The sequence below is a fragment of the Blautia sp. HCN-1074 genome (assembly GCF_037890165.1).
Taxonomy (GTDB): domain Bacteria; phylum Bacillota; class Clostridia; order Lachnospirales; family Lachnospiraceae; genus Blautia_A.
Map to the genome: position 1 here is coordinate 1 of NZ_JBBKBP010000015.1, position 14781 is coordinate 14781.

A 14781-nucleotide genomic window follows, 5' to 3' on the forward strand; every position below is an offset into this window, starting at 1 on the left:
TTATTTTACGTTGCAACTATCTCAAAAATGCCCCACCTTCACATCTTGCCAATTACATGTGGTCTCTCTGGATCACTTCCTGGTTGAGCATGGATATTCCGGTGATATTGCGGATATCGAATGTAAATGGTGTCATCTTGTATAAATAATGTGTATATATCCTGCATAGCCATATTGCAGTCAGACATCAATGGAAGCAGATTCTGGTGAATGGTTTCTACCAGCTTTTTCTGATTGCTGGGTTTGGAATAGTAGGCAGATATTTTAGGACTGATCTTTGCTTGACCGGTCAGCCAACGGCAAACCAGACCGTTGTCCATTGAAAAATCCTGATTTGCCGGATCATCCATAAAATCTTCAAATAATTCGTATAAAAAATCAGGCTGACTCATTTGATTACTTTCGCTGATATGATTTTTTAAGCAAGTGCTAATAGAAGAAAAATCGCATCGATTCAATAGAAATTCCCCTTTCGTAGTTAAGATTAAGTATATCTATCATAATGCGAACATATATTCGATTCAAGAAAATGCGGATATTTTTAAATTGATTGTGTCAATTTAAAATCAATTTCTATTCAATATGGTTTTCAGGCAGGTTCTGTAAAATAAGCTCAGATCAAAGAATAACGTGAGGAGCTTATGCAACAGAATATTGAATTTGAGCGGTGCATTGATTTTCTGGTACGGATGATTGATAAGTACGGCGATGAAGTCCTCCGGGAGTTGGAGGAAGAAAAACAGAATAAGGAAGAAAAAGAAGCGGCAGTTTTCTGAAATACAAAATGTAAATCGGACTGTCGCTTTTTTTATGTATTTTTAAATCAAATAAATTTTAAAAGCTGATAAAAAAGAATGATAATTTGGAGAAAAATAGCATAGAATAATTTTGAGCTGATATGACAGAGAATGTTTTGGCGTATTGACAGGACATTTAAAATGACGTATACTAAGCTCAGTGATCGTTCTGTAGAAACTTGCGAAGCCTACAGGCGGGGGAGAGCCTGCGGGTCTCTCCTTCTTTTGTTTTAAGGAGAAATGAGATGCAGACACCGAAAAAATTCTCTTCTTTTAGTGACCAGGTTTCCTGGATCAGTGATGAAAAGGGAATAAGAATAAAAGACAGAGAATATGCGGAAGAGATGTTACGGCAAATAGGATATTTTCCTCTTATGGGAGGATATAAACATCTTTTTAGAATATCGAATACAAAGAAATATAAAGCAGGAACAAGTTTTGAAGAAATAGTCAGTCTGTATAAGTTTGATGCAGAGCTTAGAGAGTTGTTCTTTAAATATTTACTGCAGATTGAGCGACAGATGCGTTCTTTGATGTCATACTATTTTACTGAAATGTATGGAGCAGAGCAGAAGCAGTACCTGGACGCTAATAATTATAATAATACAAAAAGAAATCATGCAACAATCGTAAAGTTGATAGCGACCTTGAAACGAGCAACAACGACCACAGATTATACATATATTAACTATTACCGCAAGACATATGGTGAAATTCCATTATGGGTTTTGGCAAATGTACTTACGTTTGGAAACTTATCAAAAATGTTCCGAGTATTTCCTCAATCTTTAAAATCAAAAGTATCAAAAAACTTTGAACCTTTGAATCAGCATCAGATGGAGCAGTTTCTATCTGTTCTCACGAAATATAGAAATGTATGTGCGCATGGGGAACGATTGTTTACATACAGAACGGTAGATGCTATTGCGGATACACCGCTTCATAAAAAACTTTCATTACCACAGAGCGGTAATCAGTACGAAAAAGGAAAACAAGATTTGTTTGCTGTGGTGATTGCTTTTAGATATCTATTACCTGGAAAAGATTTTCTGGAATTTAAAAGAAAGCTCATAAAGGAGATTGACCGAGTAAACAGAGAGGTAGAGCATATAAGCGAAGTTGAATTATTGAATAAAATGGGTTTCTCGGAAAACTGGAAAAGTATTACCAAATATCATTTAAAGTAAAGAAATATCCTCTAAGAGATAGTGAAATACCTATTGTTTTAGAGGATTTTTTATTGAAGAATTTTAATATTTAAGAGTTTGTTTTTTCCTCTTTGACATTAAAGCTAAGATTTCTTGTGGGTTTGTCAACTGATGTCCGGGAAGTGTCTGCTTTGGTGTGCGGTCACGGTCAGCTTCATCAATCGCTGCGATAAAATGTTTTACGCTATTTGGATTGGATATGACAAAATTATGAGTAATACTTGAAATAGCCATACGAACACCTCCCTCTTTTCGCTTTTTTGTGTATTAATTATACGATTGACAGAGAAGTGCGTCAATAAGAAAAATAAGTATTGAAAATAGTTGGAACAAATACTAAAATAAAGTTGGGACATTGAATGAAAGTTATGTTACGAGATAATAAGAAGTGTAGGTGGAGGTTTGAACATAGAAGCATATGATGCTGATTCATTGAGAAAAATGGTTAGGTTGCTTGAATATGAGAACAAGATATTAAAAGATAAATTGAAGAAAGCAGGCATTTCATATGAAGAGGTGAATCCTTTTGAAGAAAAAATAGAAAGTGCAGAAGAATATGACCTGGATCAAGGGAGTCGTATTGTAAATCCGCCATATATTACAGAGAAAATGGCAATACGTTTCTTTTCGATGTTTTGGGGAAGAGAAGATGTATATGCTAGACGGGGAAAGAACGGGGGGTATTTTCCACAATGTGCAAATCGTTGGAATGACCGGCTTTGTCCTAAACAACGTAAAGAGAAGATATTTTGTGATGAATGTGAAAATACCCAATGGATTAGTTTGGATGTAAAAAAATAATTGCTCATTTGTTAGGCACAAAAGAAGATGGATCAGATGTAATAGGTGTATATCCTTTACTGCAAAATGGTACATGCAGATTTATAGTATTTGATTTTGATAATCACGAAAAAGGAGCAGAGGTTACGGACTTTGCAAATACGGATAATGAGTGGCATAAAGAAGTGGATGCGCTTAGAAAAATGTGTGAGCTTAATGGTATCAGACCTTTAGTTGAGAGGTCTCGATCTGGAAAAGGTGCCCATGTATGGATTTTCTTTAAAAAGGCAATACCTGCGGCAACAGCAAGGAATTTTGGATTTCTCCTATTAGACAAGGGTTCAACTTCCATCAATCTGAAATCGTTTCATTATTATGATAGAATGTATCCTTCGCAGGATGTGGCAAGCAGCATAGGTAATTTGATTGCATTGCCATTACAGGGGCAGGCACTTAAAAATGGAAAGAGTGCTTTTGTAGATGAAAATTGGAATGCATATCCTGATCAATGGGATGCTCTTTTCAATAAAACAAAAAAGCTGGGAATAGAAGATGTTGAACAATGCATGGCAAAATGGCAGGGAGAATTAGCAGAAGTCCGAGGAACGCTTGCTAATATTGAGAAGAATGTCAGACCGAAACTATGGAAGAAGAAATGTGAGTTTTGTAAGTCAGATGTTGTGGGCAAGCTTCACATGGTATTGGGCAATGGAGTTTATGTTGATACTCTGAATCTTATGCCAAGAATACAAAATCAGATTCGTAGTTTGGCGGCATTTGATAATTCGGAATTTTACAAAAATAAAAGGCTGGGATATTCTAATTATTATAATTTCAGTGCTGTATATTTAGGTAAGGATATAGATGGATATATACAGATTCCGAGAGGACTGCGGGAAAATATTATACAGGAATGTGAAAAAGCAGGCATTTCAGTTGATGTTTCAGATCAAAGAGAAACAGGACAACCTATCAGAGTATCTTTTAAAGGTGATTTGCGAATGCAACAGGAATTAGCGGCAGAAAAATTATTATCACATTCAGATGGGGTTCTGAGTGCGGCAACTGCATTTGGAAAGACTGTAGTATGTAGTTACCTTATTGCAGAGCGAAAAGTAAATACGCTCATTTTGCTGCAAAGTAAAGATTTGCTTAATCAGTGGGTTGATGAATTGAATCATTTCTTAGAGATAAGAGAAGAACCACCGGAATATGAAACAAAAACAGGAAGAAAGAAAAAAAGAAATAGTGTGATAGGCGTTTTGCACGGAAATAAAAATACATTGACAGGGATTATAGATGTTGCAATGGTTGGTTCAATGTACAGCAGAGGAAAATTTAATGAACGGATTAATTCTTACGGAATGGTAATTATGGATGAATGTCATCACGCAGCTTCTAACACATCTATGGAATTATTGCAGAAAATAAATGCAAAATATGTATATGGTGTTTCTGCTACACCTAAACGTGGTGACAGTCTTGATCGGATTATCTATATGCTGCTGGGACCTTTGAGACATAGATTTACTGCGTTGGAGAGGGCTAAGGAGCAAGGGATTGGACATTATTTTGTCCCAAGATACACAAGAGTAGTTGATACTGCAGAAAGCAAGGAAAATATTAATAAAGCATATAATTTGATTAGTACCAGTAAGGTGCGCAATGAAATGATTATAGATGATGTTATAACTTGTGTTGCAAGAAAACAAACTCCTGTAATTTTAACAAGATTTAAGGAACATGCAAAATTTTTACATGATGCCTTAAAGGAAAAAGCAGATCATGTATTCCTTCTATATGGGGATAATTCGGATAAGGAAAATGCTGAAATAAGAGTAAAATTAAAGCAGATACCTGAAAATGAATCGCTTATTTTGGTGGCAACTGGTCAGAAAATAGGAGAAGGGTTTGATTTCCCAAGACTGGATGTATTAATGCTTGCAGCACCTGTATCTTTTGAAGGACGCCTGGAACAGTATGTAGGTAGATTAAACAGAGATTATGTCGGAAAAGAAGCCGTTTATGTGTATGATTATATTGATTCGCATGTGCGTTATTTTGATAAAATGTATGCAAAAAGATTGAGAACGTACAGGAAGACAGGATTTTCAATCTGGACACAAGAGTTGCAACCTAAACAAATAATAAACGCAATATTTGATTCTGTAAATTATACCGAAAAATTCGAGCAAAATATTGTAGAGTCAGAAAAAATGGTGGTAATTTCCAGTCCGGATATCAGACAGGATAAAATTGACAGATTTTTATTACTAATCAAGAAGAGACAGGAAGTAGGGGTAAAGGTCACTGTTATTACAACAGATCCGGAAGATATTACTTACGGAAAGTCAGATGTATGTTATGAATTAATCAGAGCAATGCAATTGGTAGGAATAAATGTGATAACAAGAACAGAAGTAGAAGAATGTTTTGCCGTTATTGATGATGAAATAGTATGGCATGGCGGGATGAATCTACTTGGAAAAGCTGATGTCTGGGATAACTTAATGCGTATCAGAAATTCACAAGTTGCAACGGAATTGTTGGAAATTGCTTTGGGATATTCTGAGGAGAGGAGGAAAAGTGAATAAAAAGATAAAATGTGATACCTATACCAGAGTATCCACAACCATGCAGGTAGATGGCTACAGTCTGGAGGCTCAGAAAGAAAAACTCAAGAGATATGCGGAATTTCAGAATATGGAAATCGTAAATGAGTATTCAGACGAAGGTAAATCTGGAAAAAGCGTAGAGGGCAGACCGGAATTTCAGAGAATGTTGGATAATATTGAGAATGGAACAGATGAGGTTCAGTTTGTACTGGTGTTCAAGCTTTCCAGATTCGGTCGTAATGCGGCAGATGTTTTAAATTCTTTGCAGAGGATGCAGGATTTTGGAGTGAATCTGATCTGTGTAGAAGATGGAATTGACAGCTCAAAAGATAGCGGAAAGCTGATGATTTCTGTTTTATCTGCAGTAGCAGAAATCGAACGGGAGAATATCCTTGTTCAGACAATGGAAGGACGTAAGCAGAAAGCAAGGGAAGGAAAATGGAACGGTGGGTTTGCTCCATATGGCTATGAGCTGGTAAATGGAGAATTGCAGATCGCAGAAGACGAAGCAGAGATTATTCGTCTGATCTATGATAAATTTATTCATACCAATATGGGAATCTCTGCGATTGCTGCATGGCTGAACCAGCATGGATATAAAAAGAAAAAACGACAGAATAATACACTGGACGCATTTGCCGCTTCATTTATAAAAGGCGTTCTGGATAATCCGGTATACTGTGGAAAGCTGGCTTATGGACGAAGAAAGAACGAGAAAGTATCTGGTACAAGAAATGAATACCGTATTGTAAAGCAGGAAAATTATATGCTGCACGATGGTATCCATGAAGGGATTGTTTCAGAAACAGACTGGGAACTGGCACATCAAAAACGGGAAAAAACAGGTGTGAAATATGAAAAGACACATAGTCTCGATCATGAGCATATTTTATCCGGAATATTGAGATGCCCGTTATGTGGAAGCGGTATGTATGGGAACGTGAATCGAAAGAAAAAGAAAGACGGAACCTTATATAAGGATTATTTCTATTATGCGTGTAAACATCGTCGCCTGGTAGATGGTCATAAATGTGGATATCGTAAACAATGGAGCGAAGAGAAGATTAACAATGCAGTGGAAGAAGTTATTCGGAAACTGGTGAAGAATCCTAAATTTGAAGAAGCAATTCTGAATAAAATCGGTTCAAGAATAGACACAGAAGAAATAGAAAAAGAGATTGAAAGACTGGAAAAACAGTACAGGCAGTTGACCGGAGCAAAAGCAAGGCTTGGACAGCAGATGGATAGCCTGGACATCATGGATAAATTTTATGAAAAGAAATATCAGGATATGGAGACACGCTTATATCGTCTGTATGATGAAATTGAAGGCGTGGAGAACAGTATAGAAGAAGTTAAGAATCGCCTGCTGAATATCCGGCAACAGAAAATATCAGAAGAAAACGTCTATCAATTTCTTTTATATTTTGATAAACTATATGATAAGTTCACCGACCTGGAGAAGAAAGAATTTCTTAACAGCTTTGTAGAACAGGTAGACATTTACGAGCAGGAGCAGCCAGATGGCAGATTCCTGAAGCACATAAAGTTCCGTTTTCCGGTGTATTTTGGAGACAGAGAGACACAGGAACTTTGTTGGGACAACGAAAGTATCGTGGAGACAGTCTGCCTTCTGTCGAGAAAAGCCCAATAAATCAAAGGATTTCGCCATTTTGGAAATAAAATAGATGTCTGTTTCTGTTTCCGTAGAGTGATGATATAATCGGAGATTTACCCCAGGGGATAGGCTTTTTGGAACAGGAGATATACATTTTGGCGAAAGGATATTTTTTAGCAAAAGTTGTTTTGCATCATGGGGTATGAGGAGTTGAATAAAAAAAGAAGAACAAGTAGGGAGGCGATAGATTTCAATGGGTACTACATTTCCTAAAGATATAATGGATTGCATGAAAGGATGCATTTTGTCTATTTTTTGGCCGAAAAAAGATATAGTCGATTTTATGAAAAAAGTTGGTTGTACCTCAAGGGAATTGATGCCGGAAAGTGAATATAAAGAATTGCATAGGGCTGAAATTGTAGATAAAATTTTTACTAATTTAGAAAAAAGAAGTGATTCGGGAATAGGACAATTTAGGTGTATGTTAAAGGAACTAACGGAATGGAATTATTTCGATCCTTATTATTTTCAGAAATTGAACAAACTGAGTGAGAGCGAAGCAAAAAGAAATATCAGCCATTTAAAACAACTTCAAGAAATTCGGGATTACAAAATAAAGCAGGAAAGACAAAGACAAGAAGAACAGGAAAGAAAGCGGAAAGATATCAGCATTAGTATAAATGAATTAAAAGAGATCTTCTTAAATTTATTTAGTGGAAAAGATCAGAACGGAAAAGAAATAAATGCACAGCGAAGAGGATATTTATTTGAGGAATTCCTAAAAAAATTATTTTTAAATGAGGGTATAGAAGTTACAGAACCGTTTAAAATTGTAGGAGAACAGATTGATGGCTCAATAAAGTATGATGGAGAGCATTACATAATAGAAGCTAAGTGGCATGATAAATGGAGTGCATCTGATAGCTTGTATCAGTTTGCAGCAAAAGTAGAAGGGAAGATGTATGGAAGAGGAGTATTTATTTCTGTAAATGGTTTTTCGCCTGATTCCGTACAAGCTCTGACAACAGGAAAGGCACTTAGGACTATTTTGGTAGACGGTGGGGATTTAGTTCCAATTACAGAAGGAATGTACACCCTGAGAGAAATGCTTGATAACAAAATTAAGGCGGCTCAAACAATGGGGAGAATATATGTTGATTCTACAAATTTGGCTGATAAAGTTATCCGGCAGTAAGGAGATGGGAGTTTGATGAAGTTAGAAGAAAAATTGCTTGAACAATATTTTGATGTTATAGGGAAGAACGGTAATACAGAAAATCAGATACAGGAATTTCTTGAGGAAAATACTATATTCATACCAATGCCTTTTTTGCTAAATCATTATTTGCATATGAATTGTGTGATTTCCAAATTTAAGTTGGGTAATGAATTTGTGACGGATTTTGCATATTTAACTAAGAGTTCTGATTATTGGGAATTTGTATTAGTTGAATTGGAAGATGCAAAAAAGAAGATTTTTACAAATGATAAGGAAAATATTTATTTTCATTCAGAGTTTAATCATGCATATGATCAGATTACATCTTGGAAGGCATATGTCAATAAAAATAGAGAAGCAATTCTTCATCAAATAGATAAATTAAGAGTTCCTCTAAACGAGAATTCTGTAAGGTTTAAATATGTATTAGTTATTGGAAGAAATGCTGAAAAAGATAATTCAGAAAAACGAAGAGCAATGTTTGCAGAAAAGTCTGATAATGATATTCGTGTGATGACATATGATAGTCTTGTTTCACAATGTAAATCAGTACCTTATAATGGAGAAAAGATAATATTATCTACTTGGAAAGAACAAGGATTCAAAATAAAGAAATTACCAAAGCAAGAAATTTCCACTAGTCTGTTTGCGTATTTGAAACCAGAATATTTGCAAATTTCAGAAAGAGATATTGAAATCTTAAAAGAACAGGATTATCAAATAGATATTTGGTTAAGTGGAAGGGCGTTAAGTTATAATGACAAGTATGATGCGGCATCTTTGGCTGAAAGGACAACTAATCCATTGAAAAAAGCTGTTTTACTTGCCGAAGCAAAAAATAACAAATAATCAAGGGAAGATGGGGGGAATTTCTTACCCCACTTTGAAAATCTATTGCACACTTTCGCTATGCAGTATAAAATCAAAGTTCAGGCGAATATTGAAACCGTTTGTCTGCTTTCAAAGAAACCTTGATTTTCTGCGGCTTGTAGGATATTAAGGGGAGAAAATGAATGTGTGTTTTCAGGTCTTTTGAATGAAACATTTGAATATTAAAACAGAGGGGTGTTTTGAGACTCTACTGAATAATAGGCTTTTGCTAAAAGGTATCACTTTTGCGAAAATGTATGATACCTTCCGGCCAATGTCATTAAGTTAACATTGCAAGAAGGCAGACTCTAAAGAAATATAGCAGGAAAGTGAATAGCTTTCCTGCTTTTTCTGTATTTATGATACACAAATAAGACAGATTCACATCTGCCTAAAATAAGTATTCTTTTCATTTGTTTTATGCTACTCTATAAAGGAAACCATGAAATGCTTTTGCTGTTAGCTTTCGTTCCCGGTGCCTATCGGGTCTAATAGGAATAATATTTCTTGCAATAATGGTTTCTAAATTGGGCGATGTTGTTTTTCCCTGATAGAATAATCTACACATATGTGCAGTTAGAGAATGAAGCACTTTTCCTAAAGGACGAAGAAGGATATAAGTTGGTTTGGGATGATTCCATGATTTTTCCGAATCTAACTTCTACAGATAAAGTAAGAGTTTCCACTACACAGGCAGAACGAGGAGAAATTCTGGATAGGAACGGACGTGTCCTTGCAGGAAAAGGTACAGCATCTTTGGTTGGAATCGTTCCGGGCAAGTTGGAAAACAGAGAGGAAGCAATCGCACAGATTGCAGAACTATTGGAAATTACACCGGAAGCGATAGAAAAGAAACTGTCTGCAAAGGATGCTAAAGCAATCATTGAGAGAATCGGTGAGCTTCAGCTTGAAGATGGGGTAATGAAGGTGTGTGACTTCTGAAACACGAAGTCCACCTGAATACATAGTAGCGATCATAGCTTTATGCTTCAGATTTGGTGTAGCATCAAGAATAGCTGATATTTCTGCTTTTGTAAGCACCGTTGGTAACTTTCTGTCCCTTTTCATACGAGGTATGTCATCATCATCCCAATTCATCTTCAATACTTTTTTGTAAAAGAAGCGGATTCCTGAATGGTAGTGATTGTATGTTTCTGGTGAAATCCCGGAAAGTTTCTTTTCAGTTAGGAATGTATCAACATCGTCAGTTGTTAATGCATCTATATCCTTGGCTGTGTGGTTCAAAAAAGAGCAACACTGGTACAGTATGCATGAATCGTGGAATCCTTGAGATTCCGTTTATTCGCAGCAGATCTAATCTGATTAAAAATTTCTTCGTACATAATAAAATCCTCCATGTAAAGCAAATCGTAAATGTATAAACACTGCTTACATGGAGGAGCATTAGCATAATAAAACTGCTTGCCAGAAAGGCAGCTCAATGGTATTCTTTTCATAGACAGTGGGGATGTCGATCCTGTTTGATTGTTGGTTGTGGTGACTTAACAATACTACTTGTAGGATTTGGCTCCCACTGCTTTTTTATTAAAGTGTAAAGAAAAACTGCGCCATAGCCTTGGCAGGCCATCGCGCAGCGATTTTGTTCAATTGGAAGTTATGGCTTTGACTTTTTCCGAATAATCAGCTTTAGGATAATACATACGACCACCACAACAGCCACCAAGGCACCATCCAACAGCAGCTCTGTGTACCACGGTGCAGACTGTATGGCATATAAATTTGGGTAGGTTTTAAAGTGCCAGAACTTATAAATTCCGAATCCAATGAAAACTCCTATTGATGAACCAATAACGATGTTTAAAAAACAATTCAACTTTCTCAGCATGGCAGTGCATCCCTTTCCAAATTCCCGATTTGTACTTATTTCTTAAACAGCTCAGAATGTGAACCAAGGCGATAAAGCATCAAAACAAGAACATCTCCACAAATCTCATAAATAAGCAGCCAGTCCGGTTCGATGTGACACTCACGCGTGCCTTTGTAGTTTCCTGTAAGGTCATGATCCCTGTATTTTGCATCCAGCGTACCGCCATTCGCCAGAATACCGATTACCTCAAACAGCTTATCAAGATTTTTATTTTGCTTTTTGGCAAGCTTCAAATCCTTTTTAAACTGATTGGTAAACTGAATGTCGTATTTCATACGTCGAGAGCTGCCTTAAGCGCATCCATACTGGAATAACGCGGAGCAGAAGGATCCTTCATCATTTTTCTGCCTTCCTCAATGGCAGTGGCTGTTGTATCATTCGGTACTTCCAGTTTTAATTCAAAAGGAATACCATGCTCACGGATAGCGGTTCTCAGGAACATGTTTACAGCAGTTGTCATATTCAGACCAAGCTCATTGAAGATTTCCTCCGCCTGGTCCTTGATTGCCTTGTCTATACGAATATTTAAATTAGTTGTTGCCATACAGAACACCTCCATTCAAGTATAGTATATTCAAATATGTGCCTAATGTCAACACATTGTCATTATATAAGATATATATGAAAAACTGAAATAAATACTTTCTCCCCCAAATTATGCCTGTTTTGTTAAAAAACTTGATATCTGTTGTCCAAGAAAGAAACCAACCTGTGGATATAACTCTTGGATTTCCTGACATTTTGCCTCAATCATTTCCGGTTCATCAGCCCAGATATTTTCATATATTTTGAAAGCTCTTTTAAAATATGTTTTGGCTTGCGGAAGATTGGCAGTCATCAGATAAATGGTTCCAAGGTCTACCTGAAAATCTAGCAATAATGCCTGGTCAGAGTCAGTGCCAATGCTTTTTGTCTTTAACAGATCCTTTAATTCCTGAATGATTACATTCATACCTTTGTGGTAGTTATAGTTATCCATGTATGGAAATTTAACCACACAGACGATAGGAAAGTGTGGGGGATTTCGCCTGTGTCATGACACAGGCAGTGCTTGCTATTCTTGCTATTCTTGATTAGTTAAAGGCTTTTAACTTTCCTGATTTTAAAATAATACCGATCAATAATATCCTGCAATGTAATGGATTTCATTTTTTCATCTACCATATTTTGAATTTCATGATAGAAGTCCCCAATAGCGAATTGAATGTTGATACCGATTCCACAATCCGGATTGGTATCTGTGTCCAGGTGAAGCAGCGGCTTATCGCCCTCTACGGCTCGGTAGATGTCATACATATTGATTTTATCTGCCGATTTTGCAAGAGCGGCATTCGCATGACCTTGTGTGTTGACAACAATGCCTGCATTTTTCAGGGTTGCCATAAGCTGCCTGACATAAGCCGGGTTTGTCTTGATACTTTCTGCAATTTTTGTGCTGGAGAGTTGTTCGTCATCTCCAAGAGCAATAAATATAAGAATATGAATGGTGTCACTAAGCTTTGTGGAATATTTCATTTGTCACCTCGAATTTTCTTCTTGCAATTTTTAAATTTACATGATAATATGATTTTAATGCTTGATGTAAATTTAATTTTAACAAGTAAAAAAATAAAAGTCAAGCAAAATAAAAAGTGTGGAATCTGATATAAAAAAGGAGATAAAGTGGTGTATGCAAAAGGAGGAACAAGTCAGTTTTCTGGCGGGAAAGGAAATGTGGTGAAGATGAATGTATATCAAGAGATAAGCCAAATCATCAAAGGAGCAGATGGTATTTTGATTGGAGCCAGTAATGGTTTGTCTATCGCAGAGGGATATAATATTTTTGCAGATGACGCATGGTTTCAGGAAAATATGGGAGATTTCAGAGAAAAATACGGACTGCGTTGTATTTTACACGGATTTTCAGTGCCAATGAAGGTAGAAGAAAAGTGGGCGTTTGTAAGTAGACTTGTTAAGGCAAAAGCTATGCAGGATGAGCCGAGTGAGATTATGAAAAACATCTATGCACTAGTAAAGGATAAAGAATATTTCGTAGTAACTTCCAATGCGGAGGATCATTTTGTGCCGGCAGGTTTTGAGGCAGACCGTGTTTTTGAAATGGAAGGGAAATTAACCCAGATGCGGTGCAAGAACAGATGTCATGACGAGGTCTATCCTAATCAAAAAGCAGTTCTCGCCATGACAGAAGAGGAAGTAAACGGAAGAGTACCCAAAGAGTTACTGCCGAAATGTCCAAAATGCGGTGGAGATATGGAAGTAAATTGGGGTGAGATGTCCTCGTTTACAGAAACAAAAAATTGGAAGGAAAAGGCTGCCCGCTATCAAGAATTTATTCAGAATTTACATGGAAAGAAGCTGGTAATTCTGGAATTTGGCATTGGTTGGAGAAATCAGATGATTAAAGCTCCTTTGATGCAGCTTGCAGCAGTAGAACCACAGGCAAGTTATATCACATTTAACAAGGGCGAAATTTACATTCCAGAGGAAATCAAAGAAAAATCCATCGGTGTGGATGGTAATCTTACGGTAGCGTTAAAGGAAATCAGAAAGGGAAGGATAGACTAAGTAAGATGGTTAAAGATATTACAGTTGTGAGATAGGAGAATGAAAAAAATGAGCTGTTATGAAAATTTGGTAATGAAAACACAAATGAACTATTCCAGACACTATAGTACCTATGCATCCGGCGGTACTGCTGTAGTGTTGAGCAAACAAAAACCACTTTCTTATGAGGAACAGATTCAGGAATTTGCTCGCAGAGTGCAGGAGGCAGAGTGTATCGTAGTAGGCGGAGCATCCGGTTTATCAGCGGCTGGAGGTGGTGACTTTTATTATAGTGATACCCCTTCTTTTCGTGAGCATTTTGGAAAATTTGCAGATAAGTATGGATTCAAAGGTGCTTTTAGCGGAATGATGCATCGGTTTTCTACAAGAAATGAACACTGGGGATATGTGGCAACCTTTTTAAATACTACACAAAATGCTCCTATCAGAGAGCCATATCTGGATTTGGATAGAATCTTGCGGGAAAAGGATTTTCATATCTTAACGACTAATCAGGATACACAGTTTGTAAAGATTTATCCGGAAGAAAAGGTCAGTGAGATTCAGGGAGATCATCGTTTCTTCCAGTGTTCCCAGTGCTGTCAGGACGAAACATGGGATGCCGTACAACCTGTGGCAGATATGATTGCGGCTATGGGAGAGGGGACAATGGTGCCGGATGAACTGATTCCTCGCTGTCCTCATTGTGGTGCGGAAATGTTTCCTTGGGTAAGAGGATATGGGAATTTTCTGCAAGGGAAAAAATACGAAGAAGAATATGAGAAAATCTCAAAATACATTCAAAAGAACAAAGATAGAAAAATCCTTTTGATAGAACTTGGAGTAGGGCGCATGACACCGATGTTTATACAGGAACCGTTTTGGGAATTGACAAACAGTTTGAAAGATGCATATTATATCTCCGTAAATTCAGAATATCAGTTTTTGCCGGAATTCATTGAAGATAAGGGGATTGCTATTTTGGGAGACATAGGAACAGTGTTAAAAGATTTGTGGAAAGCAAAAGAGGAAAGTGCATTTGTATAGGATACTTGTTCTTGATATTCCACTTGATGGAAAAACATTAGAATATTGATTGATACAAAAGGGACTGTCGGGAAATAGACAGTTCTAAGAGTGGGAGGGTGTGACTCATACTAAGTCACACCCTCCTCAAATTTTTATCATAAAAAGAAAAAAAGATGGCTAACGACAACCATCTTTCTCTCCGTTACATGTTAT

General features: G+C 36.7%; 14 protein-coding genes and 3 pseudogenes. 10 read left to right on the forward strand and 7 right to left on the reverse strand.

Translation table 11 applies throughout. The annotated features are described in order from the left end of the window. Window positions 1-125: 125 nt before the first annotated feature. A pseudogene (locus WKT11_RS12585) lies at window positions 126-392 on the reverse strand (Archaeal ATPase); the annotation flags it as partial. 249 nt (window positions 393-641) lie between these two features. Here WKT11_RS12585 and WKT11_RS12590 point away from each other — a divergent pair. Both WKT11_RS12590 and WKT11_RS12595 read left to right on the forward strand, forming a co-directional pair. Then, the gene (locus tag WKT11_RS12590) at window positions 642-776 is read left to right on the forward strand and encodes a hypothetical protein (RefSeq protein WP_279217589.1); all 135 of its coding nucleotides are present in this window, start codon (window positions 642-644) and stop codon (window positions 774-776) included. A gap of 266 nt (window positions 777-1042) precedes the next feature. Beyond that, window positions 1043-1984: an Abi family protein gene (locus WKT11_RS12595; protein WP_173885717.1), complete on the forward strand. Its 942-nt coding sequence runs from the start codon at window positions 1043-1045 to the stop codon at window positions 1982-1984. A gap of 63 nt (window positions 1985-2047) precedes the next feature. On the opposite strand, the gene WKT11_RS12600 is transcribed toward WKT11_RS12595, so the two are convergent. Continuing rightward, window positions 2048-2239, reverse strand: a complete 192-nt coding sequence (locus WKT11_RS12600; protein WP_119242338.1) for a hypothetical protein — start codon at window positions 2237-2239, stop codon at window positions 2048-2050. Window positions 2240-2635: 396 nt separating this feature from the next. On the opposite strand from WKT11_RS12600, the pseudogene WKT11_RS20055 reads away from it, so the two are divergent. The 6 genes and pseudogenes from WKT11_RS20055 to WKT11_RS12630 all read left to right on the forward strand — a co-directional run. Continuing rightward, window positions 2636-3288: pseudogene (locus WKT11_RS20055) on the forward strand (TOTE conflict system archaeo-eukaryotic primase domain-containing protein); the annotation flags it as partial. Between the two features lie 498 nt (window positions 3289-3786). Further along, window positions 3787-5379: a DEAD/DEAH box helicase family protein gene (locus tag WKT11_RS20060; RefSeq protein ID WP_445291945.1), complete on the forward strand. Its 1593-nt coding sequence runs from the start codon at window positions 3787-3789 to the stop codon at window positions 5377-5379. Next, entirely contained in the window at window positions 5372-7054 is a 1683-nt protein-coding gene (locus WKT11_RS12615) for a recombinase family protein (protein ID WP_340284697.1), read from the forward strand. Before WKT11_RS20060 ends, WKT11_RS12615 begins: the two co-directional genes overlap by 8 nt. A 217-nt stretch (window positions 7055-7271) precedes the next feature. After that, entirely contained in the window at window positions 7272-8213 is a 942-nt protein-coding gene (locus WKT11_RS12620; protein WP_117677686.1) for a restriction endonuclease, read from the forward strand. A 15-nt stretch (window positions 8214-8228) separates the two neighbouring features. Next, entirely contained in the window at window positions 8229-9086 is an 858-nt protein-coding gene (locus WKT11_RS12625; RefSeq protein ID WP_117677687.1) for a Shedu immune nuclease family protein, read from the forward strand. A gap of 591 nt (window positions 9087-9677) precedes the next feature. Continuing rightward, window positions 9678-10049, forward strand: coding sequence for a hypothetical protein (locus WKT11_RS12630; protein WP_330489941.1), 372 nt, complete (start codon window positions 9678-9680; stop codon window positions 10047-10049). 204 nt (window positions 10050-10253) lie between these two features. Here the strand turns inward: WKT11_RS12630 and WKT11_RS20065 are convergent. The 5 genes and pseudogenes from WKT11_RS20065 to WKT11_RS12655 form a co-directional block, all read right to left on the reverse strand. Next, window positions 10254-10352, reverse strand: a pseudogene (locus WKT11_RS20065) (tyrosine-type recombinase/integrase); the annotation flags it as partial. A 636-nt stretch (window positions 10353-10988) separates the two neighbouring features. Continuing rightward, window positions 10989-11270, reverse strand: a complete 282-nt coding sequence (locus tag WKT11_RS12640; RefSeq protein WP_055199533.1) for a type II toxin-antitoxin system YafQ family toxin — start codon at window positions 11268-11270, stop codon at window positions 10989-10991. Continuing rightward, complete coding sequence (locus WKT11_RS12645) at window positions 11267-11539, reverse strand: type II toxin-antitoxin system RelB/DinJ family antitoxin (RefSeq protein ID WP_055199534.1); 273 nt, start codon at window positions 11537-11539, stop codon at window positions 11267-11269. The genes WKT11_RS12640 and WKT11_RS12645 overlap by 4 nt, the downstream gene beginning before the upstream one ends. A gap of 111 nt (window positions 11540-11650) precedes the next feature. Then, a complete protein-coding gene (locus tag WKT11_RS12650; RefSeq protein ID WP_117677688.1) occupies window positions 11651-11992 on the reverse strand; it encodes a tetratricopeptide repeat protein in 342 nt (113 codons plus the stop codon). Between the two features lie 80 nt (window positions 11993-12072). Beyond that, the gene (locus tag WKT11_RS12655) at window positions 12073-12510 is read right to left on the reverse strand and encodes an Rrf2 family transcriptional regulator (RefSeq protein ID WP_055052657.1); all 438 of its coding nucleotides are present in this window, start codon (window positions 12508-12510) and stop codon (window positions 12073-12075) included. Between the two features lie 150 nt (window positions 12511-12660). On the opposite strand from WKT11_RS12655, the gene WKT11_RS12660 reads away from it, so the two are divergent. Together WKT11_RS12660 and WKT11_RS12665 are read left to right on the forward strand one after the other, a co-directional pair. Next, entirely contained in the window at window positions 12661-13560 is a 900-nt protein-coding gene (locus WKT11_RS12660) for an NAD-dependent protein deacetylase, SIR2 family (protein WP_242986985.1), read from the forward strand. 48 nt (window positions 13561-13608) lie between these two features. Next, window positions 13609-14586 carry an NAD-dependent protein deacetylase gene (locus WKT11_RS12665; RefSeq protein ID WP_242986987.1) on the forward strand — a complete coding sequence of 326 codons (978 nt, stop codon included), beginning with the start codon at window positions 13609-13611 and terminating at the stop codon, window positions 14584-14586. Window positions 14587-14781 lie beyond the last annotated feature (195 nt).